Source organism: Amycolatopsis sp. MtRt-6, assembly GCF_017308975.1.
Classification (GTDB): Bacteria; Actinomycetota; Actinomycetes; order Mycobacteriales; family Pseudonocardiaceae; genus Amycolatopsis.
This window is the reverse complement of sequence record NZ_JADWPD010000019.1, coordinates 69,155-94,067: the sequence shown is the minus strand read 5'-3', so window position 1 is coordinate 94,067 and position 24,913 is coordinate 69,155. Positions and strand designations below refer to the sequence as shown.

The window sequence follows — 24,913 nt, the reverse complement described above, 5'->3', positions numbered from 1 at the left end:
ATTAGACCGAGGTGTCTCTTGTCCGTCAAAACCACCCGGCGCCGTGTGGCGTCCCTGCTCGCCGGCGTCGTGGCGTTGGCATCCGGCGTCTCCGCCTGCTCGAGCGGTTCCTCGGCCGGGGCCGCGAACGGCGAGACGCTGACCATCTCGGTCTCGGGCGATCCGCTCAATCTCGATACGGCGAACTGCGTCCCGTTGGTCTTCTGCAGCGTCGCCTACGACCCCTTGATCCACATTTCTCCCGGTACCGGCGAACTGCAGCCGGGTCTGGCCACCTCCTGGGAGTGGGTCGACAAGGAGCACCGCACGTTCCGCCTGACGCTCCGCCAGGGAGCGAAGTTCGGGGACGGCGCGCCGCTGAACGGCGAGGCCGCGGCGGCGTCGCTGAACTCGTACCTCCAGGCGCCTGGGCCCTTCGCGTCGCTCAGCTACCCGCTGAAGGGAGCACAAGCCGCCGGGTCGGACAAGGTCGACGTGCAGTTCGCGGAGCCGGTCTCCACCCACTACGCCCTCTACCTGCTCGCCGGCCAGAGTGGTGTCGGATACGTCGTGGGCCCCAAGGGCGCGGCCGACCGCAAGAACCTGCTCGCGGACACGGACGGCATCGGCCCTTACAAGCTTGATCCCACCCAGACCGTCAAGTCGGTCAAGTACGTCTACGTCCCGAATCGCCAGTACCCCAACCAGGACGCGATCAAGTACGAAAAGGTCGTCCTGAAGCCCGTGATGAACCCGCAGACCCGGCTGAACTCGATCAGGTCGGGCGAGGTGGACTGGGCCCTCAACATCGCGCCGACGGACCTGTCCGCCGTCACGCAGAGCGGCGCCTCGATCGCTCGCGGTCCGCTCGGATCGTTCGCCTCGATGGCGCTGATCAAGCGCGCGAACGGCCCCTTGGCCGACGAGCGGGTCCGCCAGGCTCTCGCCTACGCGACTCCGCGCCAGGACATCGCCACGGCGATCTTCGGGACCGACGCGGTCCCGACCAGTTCCGTCGTCGCCGACGGCGCGGAGGGCCGCAACGCGGGCGGCGTGAACCAGTACGCGTACAACCCGGAGAAGGCGCGGCAGCTGCTCGCCGAGGCGGGACACGCCAACGGACTCAAGATCCAGGTCTTCGACCCGTCGTTCTTCGATCCGGGAAGCGCCGTCGGTCAGGCGCTCAAGGCGGCCTACGCGAAAGTCGGCGTGACGCTCGATCTCGTGCCCAGCGACGCGTCCCCGGGCGTGGTCGCCCAGCAGATGGGCAAGTACGACGCGGTGATCATGACCAACGGCGCGAACGGCCTCTCGGAGGCGGTCTTCACCATGTTCCGGCCGATGGGGCTGGCGAACCCGCTGGGCGTCCCCCTCGATCCCCAGCTGACCGACCTGATGCGGGCGGCTGCCACCACCGCGGACCCGCAGGATCAGGAGGCGAAGATCAGGATCGCCACGGCGCGCCTCGACGAGCTGGTCTACGCGGTCCCGATCGCCAGCATTCCCACCCTGCAAGCCATCAGCTCCAAGGTCGCCAACGTGCGCGAGAAGTTCTGGACCATCGAAATGAACCCGTTCAGCCCCGTCGCGAGCGAGGCCTGGCGTCCGGCGAAGTGACACCGGGTGTCCCCTGTGGACCGACGGACCGCGCGGGCTCGATCCGGGAGCCATCGCCGCCGACCTCCCGTCCGAAAGCTGGGAGCGTGCCGACGCGATCAATCCGACGGGAGTCCTCCATGGAATCGGGGCTGCCCTGAACGGCGCTTGAAGTATCAGAACCCGGTGTAGGTGACCCGAAGCGGTCGGAGTCGAGGAGAAGTCTTGTCAGCGAGAGTCGAGATAGCCAGGACGGCCGTTCGTGCCCCGTCTCCGAGCACCGTTCGTACGGTCGAGGCGACCGGCGTCGCCAGTCTCACGCCGGACGTGCGCCGACGGCAGCCAGCCGAGCAGACCGCCGGAGATCGTTCCCGATCGGACCGGATCGGCCGGCTGCCGTGATCCGGCTGATCGCGCGCCGCCTGCTGCTCGCGGTGCCACTTCTCCTGATCGTCTCCACGCTGACGTTCGTGCTCACCGCCGTGGCACCCGGGGATCCGGCCGCGACCATCCTGGGCAGCTCGGCCACCCCGGAGTCGATCGCCGCGCTCAACGCGAAGCTCGGTCTGGACGACCCCGTCGTCGTGCAGTACTGGCGCTGGCTCGGGCATGCGGTCACGGGCGACCTCGGCACGTCGGTCGTCACCTCCCAGAGTGTCGGCCAGGCGATCGGAACGCGGCTGCCGACGACGCTCTCCCTGGTGCTGCTCGGCACTCTGGTCGCCGCGGTGGCCGGGATCGGGCTCGGCATGGTGAGCGCTCTCGGCGGCCGCCGCCTCGGCCGCGTGACCGACGTCCTGGCCGTGGTCGGCTACGTCATCCCGAACTTCTGGCTCGGCCTCATGCTCGTCTACTTCCTGTCGGTGAAGCTCGGCTGGTTCCCGGCAACGGGCTATGTCGGACTCGGCGACTCGCCGGGAGGCTGGCTTCACTCCCTCGTCCTGCCCGTCACCGCACTCGCGGTCATGGGGGCCACCGCCGTGGCGAAGCAGACGCGCGACGCGATGCGTGAGGTGATGGGCCGCGAGTTCGTCACGGCGCTGCGCGCGGACGGCTTCTCCGAACGGCAGATCGTGTTTCGCCATGGGCTGCGCAACGCGGCGATCCCCATCGTGACGGTGACCGGGGTGCTGTTCATCGGCATGTTCGGGGGAACCGTTCTGGTCGAGTCGGTTTTCGTCCTCCCCGGCCTGGGCGGGCTGGCGGTCAGCTCCGCGCAGACCGGTGACCTGACGATGCTCCAGGGCGTCGCCGTCGTGTTCTGCCTGGCGGTCGTCGCCGCGAACCTCGCCGTCGACCTCGCGTACGGATGGCTCAACCCGAAGGTGCGTGTGCAGTGAACGACGCAACCGCCGCTGTGCCGGTCCCGCCGCCGAACCCGCTGCAGACCGTCCTGCGCCAGTACCTCCGCAACGGTCTCGCCACCGGTTCGCTGATCGTCCTGGCCGTGATCGTCGCTGCCTGCGTGCTCGCGCCCTTGCTGACCTCGGGTGGACCGAACCAGGTGGACCTGGGGCACAGCCTCGCGGGACCGAGCGCACAGCATCTCCTCGGAACCGACCAGCTGGGCCGCGACCTGTTGACCCGCCTGCTGTACGGCGGCCGGACCACGCTCTTGAACGCCTTCGTCGTCAGCTTCGTCGCCGTGGCCGTTGCGGTCCCCCTCGGCGTGGTGGCGGGGTACGCCGGCGGGTGGGTCGATCGTGTCGTGATGACGGTGACCGACGTCGGTCTCTCGCTTCCCGCCATGGTGGTCATGCTCGTCGTGGTGTCGACGTTCTCCGGGCACCTCGGATTGGCGATGATCGCTTTGGGGTTCCTCCTCGCACCGCCCATCGTGCGCAACGTCCGCGGCCCGGCTTTGGCGGTGAAGGGCGAGCTCTTCGTCGATGCGGCTGTCGTCGCCGGCCTGCCGTCACGACGGATCATCTTCCGGCACGTCCTGCTCCGGGTCCTCGGGCCCGTGCTGGTCCAGGGTGCCCTCGCCACGGCCATCGCACTGCAGTTCACCGTCGGCTTGTCGTTCCTGGGCTTCGGGGCGAAGCCCCCGGACCCCGACTGGGGCTCGATGATCGCCGAGGGGTCCCAGGTCCTCAACTCGAGTCCCTGGCCCCTCGTGTCCGGCGGCGTTGCCTTGGGGCTGGTGTCGCTCGCCTTGGTGCTGATCGGTGACGGCGTCCGCGATGTCGCGGTCGAGGCATGGAGCGGCGCACCCACCCGCCGGAGGCGTTCGCGGAAGCCGGGCCCCGGGGTTCTTGCCGGGCGAGCGCAGCGGCCCGCCGACGCCGAACCGACGCCGGCCGGCGAAACGCTGCTGACGCTCCGCGACGTTTCCGTGGCGTACTCCGCCAGTGACGGCCCGCGGTGCGTCGCGAGCGACGTCAGCTTCTCGATCGCGGCCGGGGAATCGGTCGCCGTCGTCGGCGAGTCGGGGTGCGGCAAGAGTTCGATCGCACGAGCCATCGCCCGCCTGCTTCCGCATGGCGGGGAGATCGTCGCGGGCTCCATCCGGTTCGACGACTACGACGTCGCGACGCTGGAGGGCCGCTCCCTCCACGGCTACCGCCGCAACGCCGTCAGCTACATCGCTCAGGATCCGATGACGGCCCTGGACCCGACCCTGCGGGTGGGAGTCCTGCTCCGCCGGATCGTCCAGGCCGGCGACGGGCTCTCGCGCAAGCAGGCCGAGGCCCGCGTGCTCGACCTGCTCGAACAGGTTCAGCTTCCGGATCCCGCCGGCGTGGCCAAGCGCTTTCCGCACGAGCTCTCCGGCGGGATGGCACAGCGGATCGGAATCGCGCGCGCGATCGCGACCCGGCCGCGCCTGCTCATCGCGGACGAGCCGACGACCGCGCTCGACGTCACCGTGCAGTCCGAGATCCTGAGCCTCCTGCGCTCGCTGCAGAAGGACCTGGGCATGGCACTTCTCCTGGTGAGCCACGACTGGGGCGTGGTGGCGCAGGTCTGTGACCGGGCCCTGGTGATGTACGCCGGCGAGCTGGTCGAGCACGGGCAGCTGAACAGGATCACGCACGAGCCGGCTCATCCCTACACCTCGGCGCTCCTCGCGTGCCGTCCCGCCACCATCGTCGACGACGACCTGCCGCTTCCGACGATCCGCGGTGCGGTCTCGGCGCCGGGAGAGTGGCCGACCGGGTGCCGTTTCGCGTCGCGCTGCGACTTCAGCACCGATCAGTGCCGGTCGGCAGCCGTTCCGCTGACCGAAGTGGACGGAGAGCACAGTGTGCGCTGCCTGAACCCCCTTCGCGTCGGCCCCGAACACGAGGAAGTGTCGGAACGTGTCTGAGTCCCCCCTGCTCGAGGTCTCCGACCTGACGATCGAGTACCGGCGCGGCATCCACCGGGTCACCGCGGTCTCGGACGTGAACTTCACGATCCGGGCCGGCCGGACGCTCGGCCTGGTGGGCGAGTCCGGCTCGGGAAAGACGACGATCGGTCGCGCCATCCTCGGGCTGGTGCCCATCAGCGCCGGACGCATCCTGTTCGACGGGCAGGACGTCAGCGCCGACGCGCATCGTCGCCGGCGCCGGGAACCGGGCCAGATCCGGGCGATCTTCCAGGACCCGTACAGCTCGCTCAACCCGTCGCTGCCGGTCGCCGTCAGCGTCGCCGAGGAGGTGCCCCGGAGCCGGCGCGTGCGGAGCGAAGCGTTCGCCAGGCTCTCGGACCTGTTCGACCGCGTGGGCCTGCCCCGCGCGGTGGCGGCGAGCTACCCGGCGCGGCTCTCCGGAGGGCAGCGCCAGCGCGTCGCCATCGCGCGCGCCCTCATGAGCGATCCGAGCCTCATCATCTGCGATGAGCCGGTCAGCGCGCTCGACGTGTCAGTCCAGGCGCAGGTGCTGAACGTCCTCAAGGACGCGCAGCGCGCCAATTCGCTCAGCTACTGCTTCATCGGTCACGACCTCGACGTCGTGCGCTACATGTCCGACTGGATCGTGGTGCTCTACCGCGGCCGGGTGCTCGAGGACGGGCCCGCGCAGACGGTGGCCCGTCGCCCACGCCACCCGTACACCCAGGCCCTGGTCGCGGCCTCGCCCGAGCTCGACCGGCCGGCTCAGCCGCGCCCCGTGCGCGATCCTCGCCCCGAGCCACCGCGGGGCGGAGGCTGCCCCTTCGCCCCCAGGTGCGGGTTCGCGGAGGACCGGTGCTGGGTCGAGCTGCCGCCGGTCCACCCCGCAGCCGACGGCGGACACGTGGCCTGCCACCGCTATGACGCCGCCGCGGACACGACGGCCGGAGTCCTCCTCTGAGTGCGACCGGAGAACCACAGCTCATGCTCGAACCCGAACGCCGGCGTCAGTCGGTCCTGCGCATCTACGACGCCCTGACCGCCGGACGCCTCCACGACGAGAGCGGCGACGATCTCGAGACGATCTTCTGGCCGGACGCCCGCCATCACCGCTCCGCCCAGCCGCTCGGCGACGGGCCGTCCGGAGCGCGTCAGCTCTACCGCGAGCTGCAGGCTCGCCTTCCCGGAGTCGTCGCGACGGTGAAGCGAACCGTCTCCGATGGCGAGTTCGTGGCCGTGCACTGGCAGGCTTCGACGGATCCGCGTGACGAGTTCAGCGGCGAGTCCTGGTGTGAATTCTTCCGCTTCGCCGGCGACCGGGTCGCGGAGCACTGGCAGCTCCACGCCGCCGTGCCGCCGAGCACGGTCAGCGGGAGGTCGGTGTTCGGCGATGCCTACCAGGGCACTCACGGTACGGAGGAAGGGGACGCCGCTCTGACGGAGATCAACCGCGAGATCGCGTCGGCGGCCTTCGCCCGGTTCCTCGAGTTCGACCCCACTGTCGTGGCCGATCACTGGGGCGAGGTCTACCTCCAGCACAACGAGAGCATCCCCGACGGTCCTGACGCCCTCCGCCGCTCCCTGGCGGAAATCGGCGGCCTTCCGGATGAGTTCAGGCCGAGCTTCACGGTGGTCGTCACGGTCGCCGAAGGCGATCTGGTGTGGCTCCTCGAGCGCGTCCGCGTCGGAAAGCTGACCGGCCTCGGTGTCGACATCTTCCGGCTGGCCGATCGCCGGATCGTGGAGCACTGGGACATCCCGGCGCTCAGACCCGATCGCCGGGGTTGAGCAGGAAGTCCTTGCTCCACCCCGGCGACCGTTTCCGGCGCCGCCGTGTCAGACCGCGGCCGTCGCCGACTCCTCGATCCACTCCACGGGCGCGCCCTCCTGGACGATGCGGTTCTCGAGGTGACCGATCCCGTCGATCTCGACCCGCACGATGTCACCGGGTGCGAGGAAGCGGTTCTCCATGACGCCGACGCCGCCGGGGGTACCGGTCGCGATCACGTCGCCCACCTCCAGGGTCGCGGCGCTCGACAGTTCCTCGATCAGGCGGTAGCAGTCGAAGATGAGGTTCTCCGTGGTGGAGCTCTGCCGCACCTCGCCGTTGACGATCGTGCGGATCGGCAACCGATGCGGGTCGACCTCGTCGGGCGTGACGAGCCACGGCCCGATGACGCCGTGCCCGTCGAACGACTTGCCGAGCACCCACTGGCCCCCGCGCATCTGGAAGTCCCGGACGCTGTAGTCGTTGACGACCGTGAAGCCGGCGATCACCCGGTGGGCGTTCTCCCTGCTGACGTGCCGGCAGCGCTTGCCGATCACGACTCCCAGCTCGCACTCGAAGTCGAGCCGGTCGGACACCGCGGGCCGCTCGACGTCGGCGTAAGGTCCGGTGACGGTGTTGGGCATCTTCGCGAAGACGGTCGGGAACTCGGGGAACGGCTTCCCGGTCTCGCGGACGTGCTCGGCGTAGTTCATCCCGATCGCCCAGAACTTCGGCGGCCGGGGAATCGGCGACATCAGCGTCGAGGGGTCCAATGCCGACCGGGCGGCCCCCGAAGCGATCGCGTCCGCGATCACGCCGAGACCGACCTCGCCGAGCTCGAGGACCCCCACCAGCGTGCCGGGCAGTCCGGGCGCCGCCTTCGCGATCTCGACGATTTCGTCGCCGACCACGACCACCGCCGCCGGACCGGACTCTGTACGCACTGTCGCAAGCCGCATCGGGCGTCTCCCGTCTCCTTCCGAACCTGTCGGAAGTGCATCGTCGAAAGTGAGAGGCGAGAACCTCCCCGCTGAAGTTTGACATCAAAATGATCGATTGACAAATGTCAGACAGATGCCATAGCGTCGGCTCCGGGCGGGCGGTGTGCGCGCCGGCCGGATTCGCCACGAGGCGGGACGCGGGCACGCCCGAGACAGCGATGGGAAGTAAGCAATGACCACTGTGGATGTGGATCCGACCAGCACTGGACAGCCCGCATCGGTGGGCGCGGGTGAGCCGGACTTCGAGGAGCGCACAGACCGTCTCATCGAGAAGGCGAAGGTGCTGATTCCGACCCTGCGCGCACGCGCGCAGGAAGCCGAGGCGCTGCGCTACCAGCCGCCGCAGACCGTCAAGGACGCCGAGTTCCTCATGGATGCGCTCACCCCGCGCGTGTGGGGCGGCCAGGGGCTGGGATCCCGCGCGCTCTGCGAAGTCGCCCGCGTTCTGGCGCACGGCGACACGTCCGCGGCGTGGACGCTGGCGTTCCTGATGGAGCACAGCTGGATGGCGGCCCACCTCAACTGGGACGCGCAGAAGGAGATCTTCGCCGGGCGGACCTTCATCCTCGCCTCCGCGCCGCTGACGCCGGCCGGCAAGGGCGAGAAGGTCGACGGCGGATTCCGGGTCAGCGGCACCTTCCGCTACGCCTCGGGGCTGTGGAACTCGACGCACACCTTCCTTTCGACGATGGTCACGATCGACGGCGCCATGACGCCGACGACGTTCCTCATCGAACTGGACCAGCCCGGCGTCACGATCAACGACGACTGGCACATGTCCGGCATGGCGGCCACCGGGAGCGCGAGCGTCACGCTCGACGACGTCTTCATCCGCGACAGCTACAGCATCCCGCTCGAGGAGATGCTGTCCATCGACAAGCACCCCGGCACGTCGCACGAGGAGAAGTTCCTCCGCTACCCGCCCTTCGCGAGCCTCGGGATGATGATCACCGCCATCGCGCTGGGCTCCGCCGAGGCCGTGGTCGACATCGTGAAGTCGCGCCTAGGGACGACCCGGGCCTTCGGTGGCGCGACGCGCCAGGACCTGCCGCAGTCCCGGATGCGGTTCGCGGAAGCGTGGGAGAAGCTCCGCTGCGCCCAGCTGCTCTACACGCACATCCTGGAGGGCTCGATCCGGAAGTGCGACGCGCTGGAGCCGTGGAGCCAGGAAGAGATCGGGCAGATCGAGCTCGATCAGACCACGATCGTCCACCTCGCGCAGGAGCTGATCGGCATCCTCTGCGACGGCATGGGCTCGAGCCCGTACCAGAGCAAGGAGGCGCTGCAGCGCTACCGGCGGGACATCAACGTGATCGCCAACCACGCGTTCATGGACTGGGACCTGGTGGCCGAGCGGTCCATCCGCTACGTCCTGGGTCTCGGCACCCGTTCCACCGACATGTTCCGCAGCCAGGTCACCGCGCAGGGCGGAGTCGCGAACGACCGCATTCCGGGGGCCACCGACAACGAGGAGAAGACGATGAAGGCAGCAGTGCTCAACGAGGTCGGTGGCGTTCCCGCCGTCGGTGAGTTCGACGCTCCCCAGCCGGGTCCGGGCGAGCAGGTCGTCGACGTGATCGTCGCGGCGCTCAACCCCATCGACCTGCGGCTTGCGGCGGGTGGCCCGTTCGGTCCTCCGGTGGTTCCCTCTGTTGTCGGTTCCGAGGGCGTGGGCCGGCTCGCCGACGGCACCAAGGTCTACTTCAGCGACGCGAAGGCACCGTATGGGGCGCTCGCCGAAAAGGTCCTGCTCGGCGACCGTTCGCGCTCCTACGCCATCCCCGACGGCCTCGACGACGGTCTCGCGGCGGCGCTCGGCACTTCGGGCATCACGGCGCTGACCGCCCTGCAGTGGCGCGCCGAACTCCGGGCGGGTGACGAGGTGCTGGTCCTGGGCGCCACCGGCGCGGTCGGCCAGGTCGGCGTCCAGGCCGCCAAGCTCCTCGGCGCCGGCCGGGTCGTCGGTGCGGGGCGGAGCGCCGAGACGCTCGAGAAGCTCAAGAGCGACGGGAAGATCGACGACTTCGTCGTGCTCGGCGGCCAGGATGACGCGGCAGAACTGAAGGCGTCGGCCGCGATCGGCTTCGATGTCGTGCTCGACACCGTGATGGGCCCGGCCTTCGAGGCCGCGCTCCCCGCCACGAAGATGGGCGCTCGCTACGTGGTCGTGGGCATGTCCGGCGGAACGCCTGCCAGCTCGATCGCCTACCCGTTCCTGACCGGCCGGAGCGTGTTCGGGTTCCTGAAGCCGTTCGTGCCGCTCGATGCCTGGGAGGCCGCCTACCAGCAGCTGGTCGGCTGGGCGAACGCCGGGCAGCTGAGCATCGAGGTCGAGCGCGTGCCGTTCGCGTCGATCGGTGACGCGTGGGGCCGGATCCTGTCCAGCCCGCACCGCAAGCTCGTCGTCGAGATCTGATCTCGACGACGAGCGGCGTGCCGGCTCAACCCGCCTGTTCGGTTCCGATCGAGACGGCGGCGAGGATCGCGGGCTCATCGGCCCGGTTGGTCCACGCGTGGCTGGTGCCGTTCTGGATGACGACGTCGCCGGCCCGCAGGTGGGTCTCCTCCCCCGTGTCGAGGCCGAGCCACAGTTCGCCGCTGAGCACGATCTGGTAGTCGACGGTCCGCGTCGCGTGGAAGCCCGGCCGATCGGGGTCGAACGTGTCGGCCAGTCCGGGAAGCTCGCGTGCCTGCTCCTCGCCTGCCGCCTCGAAGTCCACGTCCGAGAGAGCGGCGGCGGGAGGGAACCTCACGATGGTCAGCGCCGAGCCGCCCGGACCGGGCATGAGCGTCGTGAGGCTCGGCGTCGGGTCCGCCGGCGTTCCCGCCGGCGCGACCGCGCCGGCCAAGGACCAGACCACGGTGTTGCTGAACCCGGGCAGGTGTTCGAAGTCGTGGGTCCGCGGCGCGGGCCCGTCGGAGACGACGCAGCTGCGTCCGTCCCGGTCGAAGCCGGTGACGACTCGGCGGATCTTCATCGGTTCTCGTTTCTGTCGGCCCGCGGTGCTTCCGGGGATGCACTCGATGGTACTAAATGTCAGATGTTCAACATAGGACTGAAGTCTGACCTCAGTCCGTGACCGCCGAAGGTGCCGAGCTGATGCGTGCCGTGGTGATCAATGGCGAATGGGCGCCGCGCCGTGACCTCTCCCCGGAGGAGGTCGCAGGCCGGTGGGCGCGAGATGCCACGGCGGCCTGGCGCGAGCCGACGTGGACGCTGGGCGAGCGTGCGGTGCCCGGCTTGGCGGGCCCGTACGACGTGCTCGTGCGGAGCAGGGCGGTCGGCATCTGCGGGTCCGATGTCCATCTCTACGAGACGGACGACGAGGGGTATGTGCTGCTCCCCTACCGGGTACGGCTACCGCTCGTCCCCGGGCACGAGATCGCCGGCGAGGTGGTCGAGGTGGGCGCCGGGGTACGGGGTGTCCGGCCGGGTGACCCGGTGGCGGTGCAGACGCTGCAGTACTGCGGACGGTGCGGTGCCTGCCGGTCCGGGCTCCCCGGCCACTGCGCCGACGCCGAGGACAGCGGCTTCACCATCGATGGCGGGATGGCCGAGTTCGTGCTGTCGAGGGAGAGCAACGTCCGCTCCCTCGCCGCTGTGCGCGAGCGGTATTCCGAGCGCGACACCTATGAAATCGGTGCGCTCTGCGAACCGGCCAGCGTCGCTTACGTCGGATTGTTCCTGCGCGGCGGCGGATTCCGCCCCGGCGGCGTCGCGGCAGTCCACGGCTGCGGGCCGATCGGGCTCGCTTCGGTTTCCCTGCTCCGCGCGGCCGGCGCGGCGAAGGTGCTGGCGTTCGACACGGAGCCGGCTCGGTGCAAGCTCGCCGAGTTGGTGGGAGCGGACGCCGCCTACGACGTCACCAAGCTGCGTGGTGACGGAATGCGTCCGTCCGATGTGGTTCTGGAGCAGACGTCCGGCGAAGGCGCCGACGTCTGCGTCGAGGCCGCGGGGGCGGCTGCGGCCGTCCTGCCGGAGATCGAGAGGTCGATCTCGGTCGGCGGCAAGGTGGTGCTGCTGGGTTCGGAGAGCGGCGCGGTACCGATGCAGACGATGGCCTACCTGCTGCGCGGGGCGAGTGTGCACGGGTCGATCGGGAACATCGGTGGGCTCGATCCCGTCATCGCTCTGCATGCCGCGGGCCGGATCGACCTTCGCCCGATCGTCACCGCGCGCTTCGAGCTGGCTGCGGCGACCGATGCCGTGCGGCAGGCTTCGCTGCGCCAGGACGCGAAGATCCTCGTCAAAGTGTGACGCCCGCAGTCCACAAGGCCCGCCGGACCGCTCGGTCCGGCGGGCCTTGTGCTCAACGCCGAGCGCGCAGCTTCCGGGGCCAGATCCCCTGCTTTCCGGCCTGGAGGATCCCGTTGGGGTCCACCGCGTCCTTGATCGTCTCGACGAACCGCAGATACGCGTGGTCGTTGAAGTCGAAGGTCGCCGCCACGGCGTCCATCTTGAAGATGTGCGAGCGGTACAACCCGTACCCCTCGGCCGCGATCCGCTTGAGCATGGGGTCGTAGTTGTCGTAGATGCGCTTGGTCTTCTCGGCGTCCTTGGGGTCGAAGAACATCACGGACACGACCAAGATGCTGGTCGGGAGGAGCATGCAGCCGGCGGCGTACGGCTCGCCGAACTCCTCGTACATGCCGCGCACCAGCCGGATCATCTTGAGCACCTCGGTGCCGACGAGGGGCCCGACGGGCGAGAAGTCGAGGTGGCCGGTGTCCGGGCCGAAGGGAACCTTGTACAGGTCGAGCAGCTCCATGCCGGGGATCCCCGCCTGGACCTTGTCGTCGTGGATCCCCTCGAGCGGACCGGTCCGGTCGGTCCCGTCGAACACCTTGCGGCCTATCTCGACACCGGGAATCGCGCCGAGGACCCGCTCGACGATGCGCCACTTCGCCTCGACGATCTCGTCGTATCCGTAGAGCGCGAAGCGCAGCGCCCACTTCTGACTGTCCGGGTCGAGGTCGGGCTGTCCCTCGGCGTTGGCGGCGACGCCGCGGCCGAGGAACGGGTAGTTGTTGATCGTCTCGTCGAGCATGAGCTCGCGCATGGCGTCGATGACCGGGACGATGATCTCGTCGCCGTCGAAGTGGACCCAGCAGGATGCGTACTTCTCGGGCCGCTTCATCAGCCGCCAGCCGATCTGCGTGACGATCCCCATGTTCGACTGGAAGAACAGGCCGTCGACCATCGGGCCGAACCCGAAGGGGTAGGCGTGGAAGGCGCGGTTGCCCGCCATGGCCCCCATGCCGGTGCGCATCAGCTCGCCGTTCGGCAGCACGACCTCCATGCCGACGACGTTCTCGGCGTGTGAGCCGATGCGCGTGTGCCCACGGCCGTACTCGAGGCTGTTGCCGATCACCGATCCCCAGCCGAGGTCCGGGATGGACGACCACCACTCACCGCCGTGCTCCTCGAGCGCGTCGACCAGGTCGAACCAGCGAACGCCGGGTTCGACGACCGCGTAGCCCAGCTCGGAGTCGACCTCGAGCACCCGGTTCATCCGGGACAGGTTGACGAGGATGGAGCCGGGCACCCTCGGCGAAGCGCCACCGTACCCGTAGTTGCGGCCGGTGCTCACCGTCCACAGCGGAACCTCGAACTCGTTCGCGATGCGAACGACGGCCTGCACCTCCTCGACGCGGGCGGGCAGCACTGCCGCCGCCACGTCGAGGTCGTCCGAGCCCAAGACCCAGAAGGGGTCCCGGAACTCGTCGAGGTCGGCGCGGCTCCTGAGCACGGCGTCGGCCCCGAGTGCCTTCTCGATCGCGTCGACGGCTCGGGCGACCGCCTCCTGGTCCACCAGCTGGGCGTCCATCCACCAACTCCTCTACGACGGATCCTGTGCGCGATGGGATGATAGTCTGACATTTGCCACTTGGTGAAGACTGGATTGATGACCTTCCAGGCCATATTGTGACTGCCAGGCGCTGCGGGGACGAGGAGAGAGGTTCGACCATGAGTACGAACAGGCCGGCGGACGTCCCGGTGGTCATCGCGGGCGGCGGCCCCGTCGGTTCGTCGCTGGCGATCGACCTGGCGCTGCGCGGTGTGCCGAGCATCGTCCTCGAGCGACGGGAGCGCGGAAAGCCGTTCCTGCTGCGCACCAACATGACGAACGTGCGCTCGATGGAGCACTTCCGCCGCTGGGGCATGGCGGACGCGTTGCGCGAGAACGACCCGGTGCCCGAGGACATCCAGCGCGACGTGTCGTTCGTGACCCGCCTCAACGGCCATCTCATCCTCAACCTGCCCCGTTCGTACGAGTGGAGCGAGCCGCTGCCGTTCGCGTCCGAGGTCGCCGAATGGGCTCCGAACGAGGGCATCGAGAAGACCATGTGGGCCCGGGTCGCCGAGCTGCCCCTGATCGACTACCGCAACGAGAACGAAGTGGTCACCTTCGCGCAGGACGACGACGGTGTCAGCGTCGAGGTCAAGGCCGCGGACGGTGTCGCCTACCGGGTCCGCGGCTCCTACCTCGTTCTCTCCGACGGCTCACGCGGGAACCTGCGCCGGGTCCTGAACGTGCGCCACGAGGGCCGGACCCTGGCGATGAGTCTCTCGTGGCACTTCCGTTCCAGGCAGCTCCGCGAGGTCTGGACCGCAGGACCTGCGGTGTCGATGGCCTACTTCTACAACGAGGACCGCGGAAGCGACTTGATCACGTCGCAGGGCCCGGACACCTGGCAGTACTTCGCCGGCCCGGCGCCGCAGGGCATCGACGGCGACGACTGGGGCCAGGTCAAGGGCCTCATCCTCAAGGCCGTCGGACAGGAGGTCGATCTCGAACCGCTCTCCGGTGGCGCTTTCGCCGAGAACTCGCTGCTCGCGCCACGGTTCGACTTCGGGCGCGTCATGCTCGCCGGCGATGCCGCGCACATGGTTTCCCCTCAGGGTGGCTTCGGCATGAACTCCGGGATCGGGGACGCCGCGGACCTCGGCTGGAAGCTCGCCGCGCTCGTGCAGGGGTGGGGCGGTCCGGCGCTCATCCCGTCGTACTCCATCGACCGGCGGGAGGCCGTGCGGTTCATCCAGCTGGGCTCGGAGGCCAACCACGCCCTTGGCGCGATCGAGCTCGTCCAGGACGGGATCGAGACTGAGGGGCCCGAGGGCGATGCGGTTCGAGAGGCGGTCAAGCAGGACATCCTCGAGCGCAAGCTGGTGCAGTTCAAGCGGATGGGCGGGCAGCTCGGCTACCGCTACTCGGCCTCCCCGCTGATCGTCCGCGACGGCACCGAGCGTGATCTGCCCGAACCGACTTTTGCGGATTACACGCCGTGTGCGGCTCCCGGTTACCGCGCGCCGCATCTCTGGTTGACGGACGGGAGCTCGCTCTACGACCACCTCGGCCCCGGGTTCACGCTGCTCGACCTCGGCGGAGTGGACGCAACCGAGCTGGCGAAGCGCGCCGAGGAACGCGGGATTCCGCTGGCGGTCTTCGCGCCGGCTGAAGGGGACCGCGAGTCGCTGCTCGCCCTGTATGAGCGCCGGGCCGCCCTCGTGCGCACCGACCACCACGTCGTCTGGCGGGGAGACGAGCTACCGGCGGAGATCGAGCACCTCCTCGACATCGTCACCGGACACGCCTCGTGGGGGCACCTGTGACCGACCTGGAGCGCGACCCGGATTTCGTGCGGGGCATGCGAGTGCGCCGAGAGGTGCTGGGCGATGACCGGGTCGACGGCTCGATCGCCCGGTCGAGTGATTTCAACCGTCCGTTCTTCGACTACCTGACCCGATCCGTGTGGGGCCAGGTGTGGAGCCGCGAGACGTTGGACCGCCGCACACGCAGCTGCATCACTCTCGCCATCCTCACGGCACTCGGGCGCGAGGACGAGATCGCGCTGCACACCGAGGTGGCGGTGCGCAACGGACTGACTCCCGAAGAGATCGCGGAGGTGCTGCTCCACTCGGCGGTGTACGCCGGCGTACCGCATGCCCGCGGCGCCATGCTGATCGCCGAACGCGTGCTGGACGGGCTGGCTGCTTCTGCCGATTCTCCCCCCGCCACAACATGATCCGCGCCCTACGCGGGCACATCCGCACAGTTCGGCGGGGATCAGACGCTCGGCCGCACTCGCACGCGTCGATCAGGCCGTTGCGCGACAACGCGCTGAAACCGAGGTAGCTCTCCACGGTCGCAGGTTCGATTCCAGCCCGGGGCACCACAAGGATCCGGGTTCTCCGCGGGCGAAGGCGGGGCTCGGCCGTGCACCGAGCCCGCCTTCCGGATCCACCCGTTCCTGATCGTCCGCCGGTTTTCGGCGAACGTCCGGAGCTGGACCTGCGTCACGCCACTGGCTAGCGCTGCAGCGTCAGCACCCCCGGCCGGTAAGGCAGGAGGGGGTAGTCCATGCCGTCGGAACCGGGGTCGCGCCCCTGGTAGAGGAACTGGAGGTTGCAGGGGTCGATGGTCTTGGTCTGGTCGGGGTTGGTACGGACCAGATCGCCGTGGCTGATGTCGTCGGTCCAGGTGGCGCCACTGTTGGCCTTGCCCGCGAACGGGTTGCTCTCGGTGGCGGCCTGCGGCGTCCACGTGCCGCTCAGGCTGGTGGCCGTGAACGAGCGGAAGAAGCGCTGCGCTTTCGGCCACGCCCCTCGCGCCTCGACGATCATGAGGTACTGGTTCTGGCCCTGGACCTTGTAGACCTCGACCGCTTCGAACAGGTTGTCCTGCGTGTCGCTCATGATCGTCGTGTAGTTCGAGCCGAAACTGCCCGGGAAGTTCCCGATGGGCATGCTGGCGCGGTAGATCTTGCCGTTGTCGCCGGCGAAGAACAGGTACATGTTCGTGTCGTCGGCGATGAGGGTCTGGTCGATGGGGGCGGTGACGGGGATGCTGCCCGTGAACAGCGTCTGCGGCGCGGACCAGCCGTTGGGGTTGGTGGGGTCGCTCGAGGTGCGGTAGGAGAAGGTCGGCCCGTCCCACTGGTAGGCGAGCACCCAGATGTTCTTCGGGGCGAAGTAGAACAGTGTCGGCGCGACGGCGTTGAACGACATCGAGTTCTGGGTGGCGGTGGCCATGTCGGACCAGTTCGTGAAGGGGCTGAAGCTCATCGATCGCCAGTTCGATTGGCTGTCACTGGTCGTGCCGTAGACGACGTGCTTGCCGTTGTAGACGACGTGGGTGAAGTCCTTGAGGGACACCCAGCCCTGCTTCGGGGTGGCCAGCGGGCCGGTCGACGTCCAGCGGTAGGTCGACGGCAGCGTGCAGGTGCCGCTGCCCCCGCCGACCTGGACGAGTTGCCATTGCTGGTTGCTGCCGTTCCAGTCGCCCCACTGCGCGACGCCGGCGCCGTCGGCGGTCGACAGGCCTTGCACCTCGGCGGCCTTGTTGCTGTTGCGGTTGATCAACCGGACGTACCCGTCGGGGGAGTCGGCCAGCCGGAACTGCTGGTTGGCGCCGTTGCCGTCGGCCCACTGCACGATCGCGGCACCGTCTGCCGCCGACCAGTCGAAGACGTCGAGCACCTTGCCGGAGTGCCGCGCGCGCAGCCGGTAGTAGCCGCCGCCGGAGTCCACGAACTGGAACTGCTGGTTGGTGGCGTTGGTGCGGGTCCACTGGACGAGGTTGGCGCCGTCGGCCGTGGACGCGCCGTTGACGTCGAGGGCCTTGCCGCTGTTGCGGTTCACCAGGACGTACCAGGCGGTCGTGTCCACCGTGGCGGCCGACGCCGGCGTCGTGGCCACCGTGAGCAGCCCACCCACGAACACCACCACCGCCACCGCGGCCACCCCCGACCGCCACCGGCGACGCCACCTCGCGGCGCGCGCAAACCCAACCGACATAGCGTCTTCCTTTCACCATGGGATCGCCGACACGAGGCGGGCGGCATCGGCGCGGACGCCGACGACACCCGCGCACGGACAACTGCCCGAACGGAGTGTTAGCGCTAACACTTTTCGGGACGGGTCCGTACGGGAATGAGCGTGGTTATAGGTGTGGAGCAGCCAACCGGTCGTGCGACTGAGCGCACCCGTGGACTGTGAACGATAACATCGGCCGTGTCAAGATGTTACGGGCACGTTTTCGCAGGAAGACGCGCATGAGACGCTGGACCCCGCCGAGGCGGCGGCCGTCAAGCTGACTCACCCGTTCGCCGACCGTCGCTCAAGGCCGCGATCCGGGTAGCCGATCCCGGGAAGGGTGAGCCGGCCCCACTCGGCACCGGCCTCGCGTAGCCGACGCAGCGTTGACAGCTTCCCCAGGATGGTCGACAATCGACAAACGACGACTGAACACAGGAGGAACAGTGAGTTTCGAGAGCAAGCCGAAGTTCGCCACGTTCGACATGAACGGGACGTTGATCCACTTCCGCATCAACGAGGTGATCCGCCGAGTACTGGGTGACCGGCTCCCCGCCGACATCGCCGACACCTTCCTGCGGACGGGCAACGAGTTCCGGTACGACGAGACCCTGGGCGACTACAAGCCGTTCCACCAGATCATCGCTCACTCGCTGGAGCGCACCATGCGCCACTTCGGCCTGGAGTACCGCGCCGGTGACGCCGAGGCGGTGTACGAACAGATCCCCACGTTCACCCCGTACCCCGGTGTCACCGAGGCCCTGAACCGCCTGGCCGAGGCGGTTCCGCTGGTCATCGTGACGAACACCGACGACGCGCACGCGCCGAGCCTCGTGGAGAACCTCAAGGCCCCGTTCGAGGTCGTCATCACCGCCGAGCAGATGGGCTGCTACAAGCCGCGGCTGCAGGCGTGGCGGTACACGCTGGACAAGCTCGGCGCGACGCCCGACGAGATCGCGTGGGTCTCGGCGAGCCCGAAGTACGACCTCCGCTCCGCGACCGTCATGGGCTTCGAGAACAAGGTGTACATGGACCGCGGCTTCGAGCCGGACCACCCGTGGCTCGGCTGCGAGCGGATCACCGACATCGCCGACCTTCCCGTCCTGTTCGGCCTGCCCCGCCCCTGAAGAGCAGGAGAACAGCGATGAAGTTCACCCCGTACTGGCTCGACACCGCACCACAGGGCCCCTCCCGGTCGCGGACCGAAATCGGCGGGCGGGTCGACGTCGCGGTCGTCGGTGCCGGGCTGACCGGTCTCTCCGCGGCCCTGCACCTGGCGCGGAAGGGCGCCGACGTCCAGGTCTTCGAAAAGGAGACCGTCGGCTGGGGTGCGTCCGGCCGCAACGGCGGCATGGCCACCACCGGACTGTCGATCGGCTTCCGCGACGCGGTCAGCCGGTACGGCCTGGACACCGCGAAGGCGTACCTGCTGGCCTACCACGACGCGGTCGACACCGTCGAGAAGCTCGTCGGCGACGAGGGCATCGACTGCGATTTCGCCCGCACCGGCAAGCTGAACCTCGCGTCCAAGCCGGCCCACGTCGACGGCCTGCGCAAGACCGCCGAGGCGCTGTCCGGGATCGGCGTCGAGACACGCTTGGTGAGCAGGCACGAGCTCGGCGCGGAAATCGGCTCCGACTGCTTCCACGGCGCGCTGGTCGACTCCAAGAGCGCGGGTCTGCACGTCGGCAAGTTCGCCAAGGGACTCGCCGAGGCAGCGGTGCGGGCAGGTGCCACGATCCACGAGAAGGCACCGGTCGAGCGGTTCCGGCGGCTGCACGGAACGCGGCACGAACTGGTCACCCCGCGGGGAACCGTGCAGGCGGACCAGGTGCTCGTGGCGACCAGCGGCTACACCGGCCGGCCGTTCCGCTGGCAGCAGGTCAGGATCGCGCCCGTCGGCAGCTTCATCATCGTGACCGAGCCGCTGGGCGAGGACGTCTGCGACGAACTGCTGCCGACCAGGCGGATGGCGTCGACGTCGAAGAACCTGTTGAACTACTTCAGGATCACCCCGGACCACCGGCTGCTGTTCGGCGGCCGTGCCCGGTTCACCATGTCCAACCCGCAGTCGGACGAGAAGTGCGGGCGCATCCTGCAGAAGGCGATGACCGAGACCTTCCCGCAGCTCGCGAACGCACGGGTCGACTACTGCTGGGGCGGTCTGGTCGACATGAGCATGGACCGCATGGTGCACGCCGGCGAGCGTGACGGGTTGTTCTACTCGCTCGGCTACTCCGGTCACGGCGTGCAGATGGCCACGCACATGGGCAAGCAGATGGCCGAGTACCTGAACGGGACGACGAGCGCGAACCCGTGGCGCGACTTGAAGTTCACCCGCATCCCCGGGCATTTCGGACCGCCCTGGTTCCTGCCTTTCGCAGGCGCCTACTACAAGTTCAAGGACCTCATGAAGTGAGCGGGCCGCCTCGTCCCGCACCATGTTCCCAGTCTGCAGAAGGACGGCAACCATGCGAGTCACCACACCACTGCGTGCCGCGTCGGCCGCGATGTCCCTGACATTCGCGCTGGTCGCGTGCGGGTCGGTCGACACCACCCAGCCCAAGGAGCCCGATCAGGTCGAGCACACCGACGACATCTCGGTCGGTGTGCCGCCGGATCCGGCGGCGGTGAAGCTGTTGCCGGAAGCCGTGAAGGCCAAGGGCACGATCTCGGTGGCGATGGACCTGTCGAGTCCGCCCACGACGTTCATGGCGGCGGACAACAAGACCCCGATCGGGTTCAACCCGGACATGGCGCGGCTCATCGCCGCCAAGCTCGGGCTGAAGCTCCAGATCGACAACGTCAAGTTCGACACCATCGTCCCCGGCCTGCAGGGCAACAGATTCGACTTCACCGCCACCACCATGGGCGCCACCGCGGAACGGCTCAAGGTGCTCGACATGATCAACTACTTCCAGAACGGCACCGGCGTCGCCGTACCGCGCGGCAACCCGCAGAAGCTCGCCGTCCACGAGCTGTGCGGACGCCGCGTCGGCGTGCAGTCCGGCACCACGGCGGAAATCAAGTGGCTGCCCCAGCTGAGCGACAAGGACTGCACGAGCCAGGGAAAGCCGGCCATCACCGGAGTCACCCTGCCCAGCGTCAACGACTCACTGACCCAGCTCTCCTCCAAGCGCCTCGACGCGGTGATGTACGACTTCACCTCGCTGTCGTGGACCGCCAAACGACAGCCCAACGTCCTGGAAGTCCTTCCGGAGCGGGTGGTCTCCGCGACGGTGAACGTCGCACTGCCCAAGGGTTCCCCGCTCACCCGCGCGATCCAGGCGGCGATCCAGTCCGTCATCGACAGTCCCAAGTACACCGAAGCACTCGACCGCTGGGGCTTCCAGGGCCTCGGCATCAAGACCGCCGCGATGGCCGTTCCGCTGGGGCAGTGATGACGACGAACACGATCGATCCGACGACCAAGGGCCGGCCGTTGCCGGAACTGCTGCCGGAGAACAAGAAGCGGATCACACCGAAACGTCCGCGCGACGTCGCCTGCTGGGCGGTCGCGATCGCGATCGTCGCCGGTCTGATCTACACCACGGCGACCAACGAGAACTACCAGTGGCCGGTGGTGTTCGGCTACTTCACCACTCAGTCCATTCTGGACGGACTGGTCCTCACCCTGGTCCTGACCGTGGTCAGCATGGGACTGGGCGTGCTGCTCGGGTTGCTGCTCGCCGTCATGCGCATGTCGCACCAGACACCGATTTCGGGCCTGGCGCGGCTCTACATCACCTTCTTCCGCGGCACACCCGTACTCGTGCAGCTGATCTTCTGGTTCAACATCGCCGCGCTGTACCCGCACATCTCCCTCGGCATCCCCTTCACCGACATCTCGACCCCCGTGGACGTCAACGCGGTCATGACCCCGCTGACCGCCGCCATCGTCGGCCTGACGCTGAACGAGGCCGCCTACATGGCCGAAATCATCCGCGGCGGCTTCGCCTCGGTCAGCCGTGGCCAGTACGAAGCCGCGGACTCCCTGGGCATGCGCGGTTTCACCAGGCTCCGCCACGTGATCATCCCGCAGACCATGCCCGCGATCATCCCCGCCACCGGTAACCAGGTGATCGGCATGCTCAAAGGCACCTCACTGGTCAGCGTGCTCGGCGTCGCCGAACTCCTCAACAGCGCACAATCCATCTACGCCCGCACCTACCAGACCATTCCCCTGCTCATCGTCGCCAGCCTCTGGTACCTGGTCATGACACTGGCCCTCAGCGTCCCCCAGTCCATGATCGAACGCCGCTTCTCCCGCTCCACCCGCCGGCCGGCCGCAGTCGCCACCGCGACAAAGGAGTCGTTGCTGTGAAAGCAGACGGAACGATCGTCGCGCGCAAGCTGCACAAGAGCTTCGGCAGCCACCAGGTCCTGCGCGGAATCGACCTGGCCGTGGCGGCGGGCGAGATCTCGTGCATCATCGGCCCCAGCGGATCCGGCAAGTCCACACTGCTGCGCTGCGTCAACGGACTGGAAACCATCGACCGCGGCGTCCTGCGGGTCAACGGCGAAGACTTCGGCTACACCGAGACGGACAACGCCTACCTCGCCCTCCCCCCGCACCGACTGGCCGAGCAACGCGCCCACATCGGCATGGTCTTCCAGCAGTTCAACCTGTTCCCCACCATGACCGCCGAAACCAACGTCATGTCCGGACCAGTACTGGTCAAGAAAACGAACCGCAAGACCGCCAGGGAACAGGCCCAAGAACTCCTGGCCCAAGTCGGGCTCGCCGGCTGCGGCCACAAATACCCCGCCCAGCTCTCCGGCGGCCAGCAACAACGCGTCGCCATCGCCCGCGCCCTCGCCATGAACCCCAGCATCATGCTGTTCGACGAACCCACCAGCGCACTCGACCCGGAGCTCGTCGGCGAAGTCCTCGCCGTCATGCGCGACCTCGCCCACAACGGCATGACCATGCTGCTGGTCACCCACGAAATGGGCTTCGCCCGCGACGTCGCCGACGAAATCCTCTTCATGGACGACGGAATCGCCGTCGAACGCGGCGACGCCCGCGAAGTACTCGCCAACCCCCAAGAAAAACGAACCCAAGAGTTCCTGGAAAGGGTGCTGTGACTGTGCTCGAAAGTGCTGTGAAGGCAACGGAGCGGCTCCGGGCTCTCGGTCTGGAGCTGCCCGCCCTCGGATTCGGTGCGAGCCCGCACTTCGTGAACCACCGGACGGTGGACTCGAGCGTCCACATCTCGGGCCAGTTGCCGTACCGGGACGGCGTGCTGCTGGGCCAGGGCATCGTCAGCCGGGACGTCGACGTGCCGACGGCGCGCGACCTGGCCCGGCAGACCGCGCTCAACGCACTCGCCGTCGCCGCGGACGCGGTGGGAGACCTGGACCGGGTCCGGATCGTGCAGATGCTGGTTTTCGTGGCAAGCACACCGGATCTGGGCGAGCAGTCGCGCGTCGCCGACGCGGCCAGTGACCTCCTCGTCGACGTGCTCGGTGAGAACGGGCGGCACGCGCGCACCGCGATCGGCGTCGCGGGGCTGCCGCGCAACAGTCCGGTCGAGATCCAGCTGGTCTGCACCGCGGTGGAGGAGAGGAGTGCACCGTGAGCCGGCTCCAGCACGCGCTCGCCGCCTTGGCGGGGCGGATCGACACCCCGGCGCCGATCGTGCTGGTCGACGTCATGCAGGACAACATCGACCGCATGCAGGCCTTCGCCGGCCGGCACGGTCTCCACGTCCGGCCGCACGTCAAGACGCACAAGTGCGTCGAGATCGGCAGGCGCCAGCTCGCGGCGGGAGCGGTCGGCATCACCGCCGGCAACGTCGGTGAGGCCGAGGTCTTCGCCGCGGCCGGATTCGACGACATCTTCCTCGCCTACCCGGTCTGGCCTTCGGGAACCAAGGGGGCGCGGCTGCGCAGGCTGGCCGAGTCCGTCCGGCTGCGGGTCGGCGTGGACAACGTCGCGGCGATCGACGCACTCGCCGACGCGATGGCGGGCGAGCCGGAGCGGCTGGAGGTCGTGATCGAGGTGGACTGCGGCGCCCGGCGCTCCGGGGCACCGCCCGAGCTCGCGGGCGACCTCGCGCTGGCCGCCGGCCGGCGCGGCCTGGTGCCGGTGGGCGTCTTCACGTATCCGGGTCACGGCAGTGCCGGTCCGGACGCTCGCCTGCGCGCCGCGCGCGACCAGGACGCCGCGCTCGTCACCGCGGTGCGCAGCCTCTCCGGTGCCGGGATCAGCGCGCAGGTGGTGAGCGCCGGCTCCACCCCGACCGTCGAGTTCACCAGCAGCGGCGTGATCACCGAGATCCGCCCCGGCGAGTACGTCTTCGGTGACCTGGACAACACCCGGCTCGGCTCCTGCACGGACGACCAGGTCGCACTGTTCGTCGCCACCACCGTGGTCAGCGACTGGGTCCCCGACCAGGTGATCGTCGATGCGGGCACCAAAGCCCTCAGCCGGGAAGGCAGCGCCGAACGCGGCTACGGCGGCGTCGCCGGCACGAAGGCCGTCCTGACCAAGCTCAACGAGTACCACGGATTCCTCGGGCTGCCCGCCGGTGAGTTCCGCCCCGGCATCGGCACCGTCCTACCGGTGGTGCCGAACCACGTCTGCCCGGTCGTGATCAACTTCGAGGAGCTGATCGTCACCGACAGCACGGGCACGTCGCTGGAACGATGGCCGATCGACGCCCGCGGTTTCCTCAGCTGACCCACAGGAGTTGCCCGACATGAGACTCGACCACGTGACGGCGCTGGTGACCGGTGCCGGCAGCGGCATCGGCGAGGCGGTGAGCTCCCACTTCCGCCGCGAGGGCGCACGACTGCTGCTCACCAGCCGGAGGGAGCGACTCGACACGGCGCAGCCCGACGACCGGTACGTCCCCGGCGATCTCAACGACGAGGCGTTCGTCGAAGCCCTGGCCCGCCAGGCCGCCGAGTCGTTCGGCACCGTCGACGTCGTCGTCCTGAACCACGGCCTGCAGGCCAGCAGCCCGCTCACCGAGATGACCGGCGAGGCCGCGAAGAACGTGCTCGACAGCAACCTGCTCAGCGCGTTCCTGGTGATGAAGCACTTCGCGCCGCTGATGCCCGCCGCGGGAGGCGCGTTCGTCTGCGTCAGCTCACGGCTCGGCATGGTCGGCAAGGCGGGCGAAGTCCTGTACTCCGCGGCCAAGGGCGGCCTCATCATGCTCGCGAAGGGCGCGGCGATCGAGTGGGCCCCGCGCAACATCCGCGTCAACGTCGTCGCCCCCGGCCTCACCGTCACGCCGATCATCGAGGCGTCGTTCCGGCGCAGCGCCGACCCCGAGGCCCATCGTCGCGAGCGTGAGACGCAGATCCCGCTCCAGCGCCTCGCCACCCCGGAAGAGGTCGCCGACGCGGTTCTCTTCCTCGCGTCCGCGGAATCGACCTACATCACCGGAGCGGTGCTGCCGGTCGACGGCGGCTACACCGCCTTCTGACCC

Annotated in this window: 21 protein-coding genes; 17 read left to right on the top strand and 4 right to left on the bottom strand. The window is 68.8% G+C overall.

What is annotated here, in order from left to right:
* The first annotated feature begins 18 nt into the window (after window positions 1-18).
* From I4Q55_RS28905 to I4Q55_RS28885, 5 genes are all read left to right on the top strand, one after another.
* Window positions 19-1,596: an ABC transporter substrate-binding protein gene (locus I4Q55_RS28905; RefSeq protein WP_206791979.1), complete on the top strand. Its 1,578-nt coding sequence runs from the start codon at window positions 19-21 to the stop codon at window positions 1,594-1,596.
* A gap of 377 nt (window positions 1,597-1,973) precedes the next feature.
* Window positions 1,974-2,915: an ABC transporter permease gene (locus I4Q55_RS28900; protein WP_206791978.1), complete on the top strand. Its 942-nt coding sequence runs from the start codon at window positions 1,974-1,976 to the stop codon at window positions 2,913-2,915.
* Window positions 2,912-4,882 (top strand): dipeptide/oligopeptide/nickel ABC transporter permease/ATP-binding protein, encoded by a 1,971-nt coding sequence (locus I4Q55_RS28895; RefSeq protein WP_206791977.1) that lies wholly within the window; start codon window positions 2,912-2,914, stop codon window positions 4,880-4,882. Before I4Q55_RS28900 ends, I4Q55_RS28895 begins: the two co-directional genes overlap by 4 nt.
* Window positions 4,875-5,846 (top strand): ABC transporter ATP-binding protein, encoded by a 972-nt coding sequence (locus tag I4Q55_RS28890; protein ID WP_206791976.1) that lies wholly within the window; start codon window positions 4,875-4,877, stop codon window positions 5,844-5,846. The genes I4Q55_RS28895 and I4Q55_RS28890 overlap by 8 nt, the downstream gene beginning before the upstream one ends.
* A 23-nt stretch (window positions 5,847-5,869) precedes the next feature.
* Window positions 5,870-6,673: a nuclear transport factor 2 family protein gene (locus I4Q55_RS28885; RefSeq protein WP_206791974.1), complete on the top strand. Its 804-nt coding sequence runs from the start codon at window positions 5,870-5,872 to the stop codon at window positions 6,671-6,673.
* Window positions 6,674-6,721: 48 nt separating this feature from the next.
* On the opposite strand, the gene I4Q55_RS28880 is transcribed toward I4Q55_RS28885, so the two are convergent.
* Complete coding sequence (locus I4Q55_RS28880; protein ID WP_206791972.1) at window positions 6,722-7,612, bottom strand: fumarylacetoacetate hydrolase family protein; 891 nt, start codon at window positions 7,610-7,612, stop codon at window positions 6,722-6,724.
* Between the two features lie 214 nt (window positions 7,613-7,826).
* On the opposite strand from I4Q55_RS28880, the gene I4Q55_RS28875 reads away from it, so the two are divergent.
* On the top strand, window positions 7,827-10,070 hold the full coding sequence (locus I4Q55_RS28875) for a zinc-binding dehydrogenase (protein ID WP_206791970.1): 2,244 nt from the start codon (window positions 7,827-7,829) through the stop codon (window positions 10,068-10,070).
* 25 nt (window positions 10,071-10,095) lie between these two features.
* Here the strand turns inward: I4Q55_RS28875 and I4Q55_RS28870 are convergent, their stop codons facing one another.
* The gene (locus I4Q55_RS28870) at window positions 10,096-10,632 is read right to left on the bottom strand and encodes a cupin domain-containing protein (RefSeq protein WP_206791968.1); all 537 of its coding nucleotides are present in this window, start codon (window positions 10,630-10,632) and stop codon (window positions 10,096-10,098) included.
* Window positions 10,633-10,730: 98 nt separating this feature from the next.
* On the opposite strand from I4Q55_RS28870, the gene iolM reads away from it, so the two are divergent.
* Window positions 10,731-11,912 carry a scyllo-inosose 3-dehydrogenase gene (gene iolM, locus I4Q55_RS28865; RefSeq protein WP_206791966.1) on the top strand — a complete coding sequence of 394 codons (1,182 nt, stop codon included), beginning with the start codon at window positions 10,731-10,733 and terminating at the stop codon, window positions 11,910-11,912.
* A 52-nt stretch (window positions 11,913-11,964) separates the two neighbouring features.
* On the opposite strand, the gene I4Q55_RS28860 is transcribed toward iolM, so the two are convergent.
* Complete coding sequence (locus I4Q55_RS28860) at window positions 11,965-13,482, bottom strand: FAD-binding oxidoreductase (RefSeq protein ID WP_206791965.1); 1,518 nt, start codon at window positions 13,480-13,482, stop codon at window positions 11,965-11,967.
* 140 nt (window positions 13,483-13,622) lie between these two features.
* Between I4Q55_RS28860 and I4Q55_RS28855 the strand changes: the two genes are divergently transcribed.
* Together I4Q55_RS28855 and I4Q55_RS28850 are read left to right on the top strand one after the other, a co-directional pair.
* The gene (locus I4Q55_RS28855; RefSeq protein WP_206791964.1) at window positions 13,623-15,269 is read left to right on the top strand and encodes an FAD-dependent monooxygenase; all 1,647 of its coding nucleotides are present in this window, start codon (window positions 13,623-13,625) and stop codon (window positions 15,267-15,269) included.
* A 35-nt stretch (window positions 15,270-15,304) separates the two neighbouring features.
* Window positions 15,305-15,682 carry a carboxymuconolactone decarboxylase family protein gene (locus tag I4Q55_RS28850; protein WP_206792125.1) on the top strand — a complete coding sequence of 126 codons (378 nt, stop codon included), beginning with the start codon at window positions 15,305-15,307 and terminating at the stop codon, window positions 15,680-15,682.
* 283 nt (window positions 15,683-15,965) lie between these two features.
* Here the strand turns inward: I4Q55_RS28850 and I4Q55_RS28845 are convergent, their stop codons facing one another.
* The gene (locus I4Q55_RS28845) at window positions 15,966-17,453 is read right to left on the bottom strand and encodes a non-reducing end alpha-L-arabinofuranosidase family hydrolase (RefSeq protein ID WP_206791963.1); all 1,488 of its coding nucleotides are present in this window, start codon (window positions 17,451-17,453) and stop codon (window positions 15,966-15,968) included.
* Between the two features lie 464 nt (window positions 17,454-17,917).
* Here I4Q55_RS28845 and I4Q55_RS28840 point away from each other — a divergent pair, with 464 nt between their 5' ends.
* The 8 genes from I4Q55_RS28840 to I4Q55_RS28805 are packed head-to-tail and all read left to right on the top strand — an operon-like array spanning window position 17,918 to window position 24,910.
* Window positions 17,918-18,598, top strand: coding sequence for a haloacid dehalogenase type II (locus tag I4Q55_RS28840; RefSeq protein WP_307793336.1), 681 nt, complete (start codon window positions 17,918-17,920; stop codon window positions 18,596-18,598).
* A 17-nt stretch (window positions 18,599-18,615) separates the two neighbouring features.
* The gene (locus I4Q55_RS28835) at window positions 18,616-19,890 is read left to right on the top strand and encodes an FAD-binding oxidoreductase (RefSeq protein ID WP_206791962.1); all 1,275 of its coding nucleotides are present in this window, start codon (window positions 18,616-18,618) and stop codon (window positions 19,888-19,890) included.
* A 52-nt stretch (window positions 19,891-19,942) separates the two neighbouring features.
* Entirely contained in the window at window positions 19,943-20,872 is a 930-nt protein-coding gene (locus I4Q55_RS28830) for an ABC transporter substrate-binding protein (RefSeq protein ID WP_242546940.1), read from the top strand.
* Entirely contained in the window at window positions 20,872-21,795 is a 924-nt protein-coding gene (locus I4Q55_RS28825; protein ID WP_242546939.1) for an amino acid ABC transporter permease, read from the top strand. Before I4Q55_RS28830 ends, I4Q55_RS28825 begins: the two co-directional genes overlap by 1 nt.
* Window positions 21,792-22,559 (top strand): amino acid ABC transporter ATP-binding protein, encoded by a 768-nt coding sequence (locus I4Q55_RS28820; protein WP_206791961.1) that lies wholly within the window; start codon window positions 21,792-21,794, stop codon window positions 22,557-22,559. The genes I4Q55_RS28825 and I4Q55_RS28820 overlap by 4 nt, the downstream gene beginning before the upstream one ends.
* Before the next feature lie 2 nt (window positions 22,560-22,561).
* Window positions 22,562-23,053 carry a RidA family protein gene (locus I4Q55_RS28815; RefSeq protein ID WP_206791960.1) on the top strand — a complete coding sequence of 164 codons (492 nt, stop codon included), beginning with the start codon at window positions 22,562-22,564 and terminating at the stop codon, window positions 23,051-23,053.
* Window positions 23,050-24,156 carry an alanine racemase gene (locus I4Q55_RS28810; protein WP_206791959.1) on the top strand — a complete coding sequence of 369 codons (1,107 nt, stop codon included), beginning with the start codon at window positions 23,050-23,052 and terminating at the stop codon, window positions 24,154-24,156. The genes I4Q55_RS28815 and I4Q55_RS28810 overlap by 4 nt, the downstream gene beginning before the upstream one ends.
* Window positions 24,157-24,175: 19 nt before the next feature.
* Window positions 24,176-24,910: an SDR family NAD(P)-dependent oxidoreductase gene (locus I4Q55_RS28805; RefSeq protein WP_206791958.1), complete on the top strand. Its 735-nt coding sequence runs from the start codon at window positions 24,176-24,178 to the stop codon at window positions 24,908-24,910.
* Window positions 24,911-24,913 lie beyond the last annotated feature (3 nt).

Bases quoted from the DNA above. Each gene is read 5' to 3' on its own strand.
- I4Q55_RS28885 (WP_206791974.1), top strand. From the start codon at position 5,870: ATGCTCGAACCCGAACGCCGGCGTCAGTCGGTCCTGCGCATCTACGAC.
- I4Q55_RS28880 (WP_206791972.1), bottom strand. From the start codon at position 7,612: ATGCGGCTTGCGACAGTGCGTACAGAGTCCGGTCCGGCGGCGGTGGTC.
- I4Q55_RS28875 (WP_206791970.1), top strand. From the start codon at position 7,827: ATGACCACTGTGGATGTGGATCCGACCAGCACTGGACAGCCCGCATCG.
- I4Q55_RS28870 (WP_206791968.1), bottom strand. From the start codon at position 10,632: ATGAAGATCCGCCGAGTCGTCACCGGCTTCGACCGGGACGGACGCAGC.
- I4Q55_RS28860 (WP_206791965.1), bottom strand. From the start codon at position 13,482: ATGGACGCCCAGCTGGTGGACCAGGAGGCGGTCGCCCGAGCCGTCGAC.
- I4Q55_RS28855 (WP_206791964.1), top strand. From the start codon at position 13,623: ATGAGTACGAACAGGCCGGCGGACGTCCCGGTGGTCATCGCGGGCGGC.
- I4Q55_RS28850 (WP_206792125.1), top strand. From the start codon at position 15,305: ATGCGAGTGCGCCGAGAGGTGCTGGGCGATGACCGGGTCGACGGCTCG.
- I4Q55_RS28845 (WP_206791963.1), bottom strand. From the start codon at position 17,453: ATGTCGGTTGGGTTTGCGCGCGCCGCGAGGTGGCGTCGCCGGTGGCGG.
- I4Q55_RS28835 (WP_206791962.1), top strand. From the start codon at position 18,616: ATGAAGTTCACCCCGTACTGGCTCGACACCGCACCACAGGGCCCCTCC.
- I4Q55_RS28830 (WP_242546940.1), top strand. From the start codon at position 19,943: ATGCGAGTCACCACACCACTGCGTGCCGCGTCGGCCGCGATGTCCCTG.
- I4Q55_RS28825 (WP_242546939.1), top strand. From the start codon at position 20,872: ATGACGACGAACACGATCGATCCGACGACCAAGGGCCGGCCGTTGCCG.
- I4Q55_RS28805 (WP_206791958.1), top strand. From the start codon at position 24,176: ATGAGACTCGACCACGTGACGGCGCTGGTGACCGGTGCCGGCAGCGGC.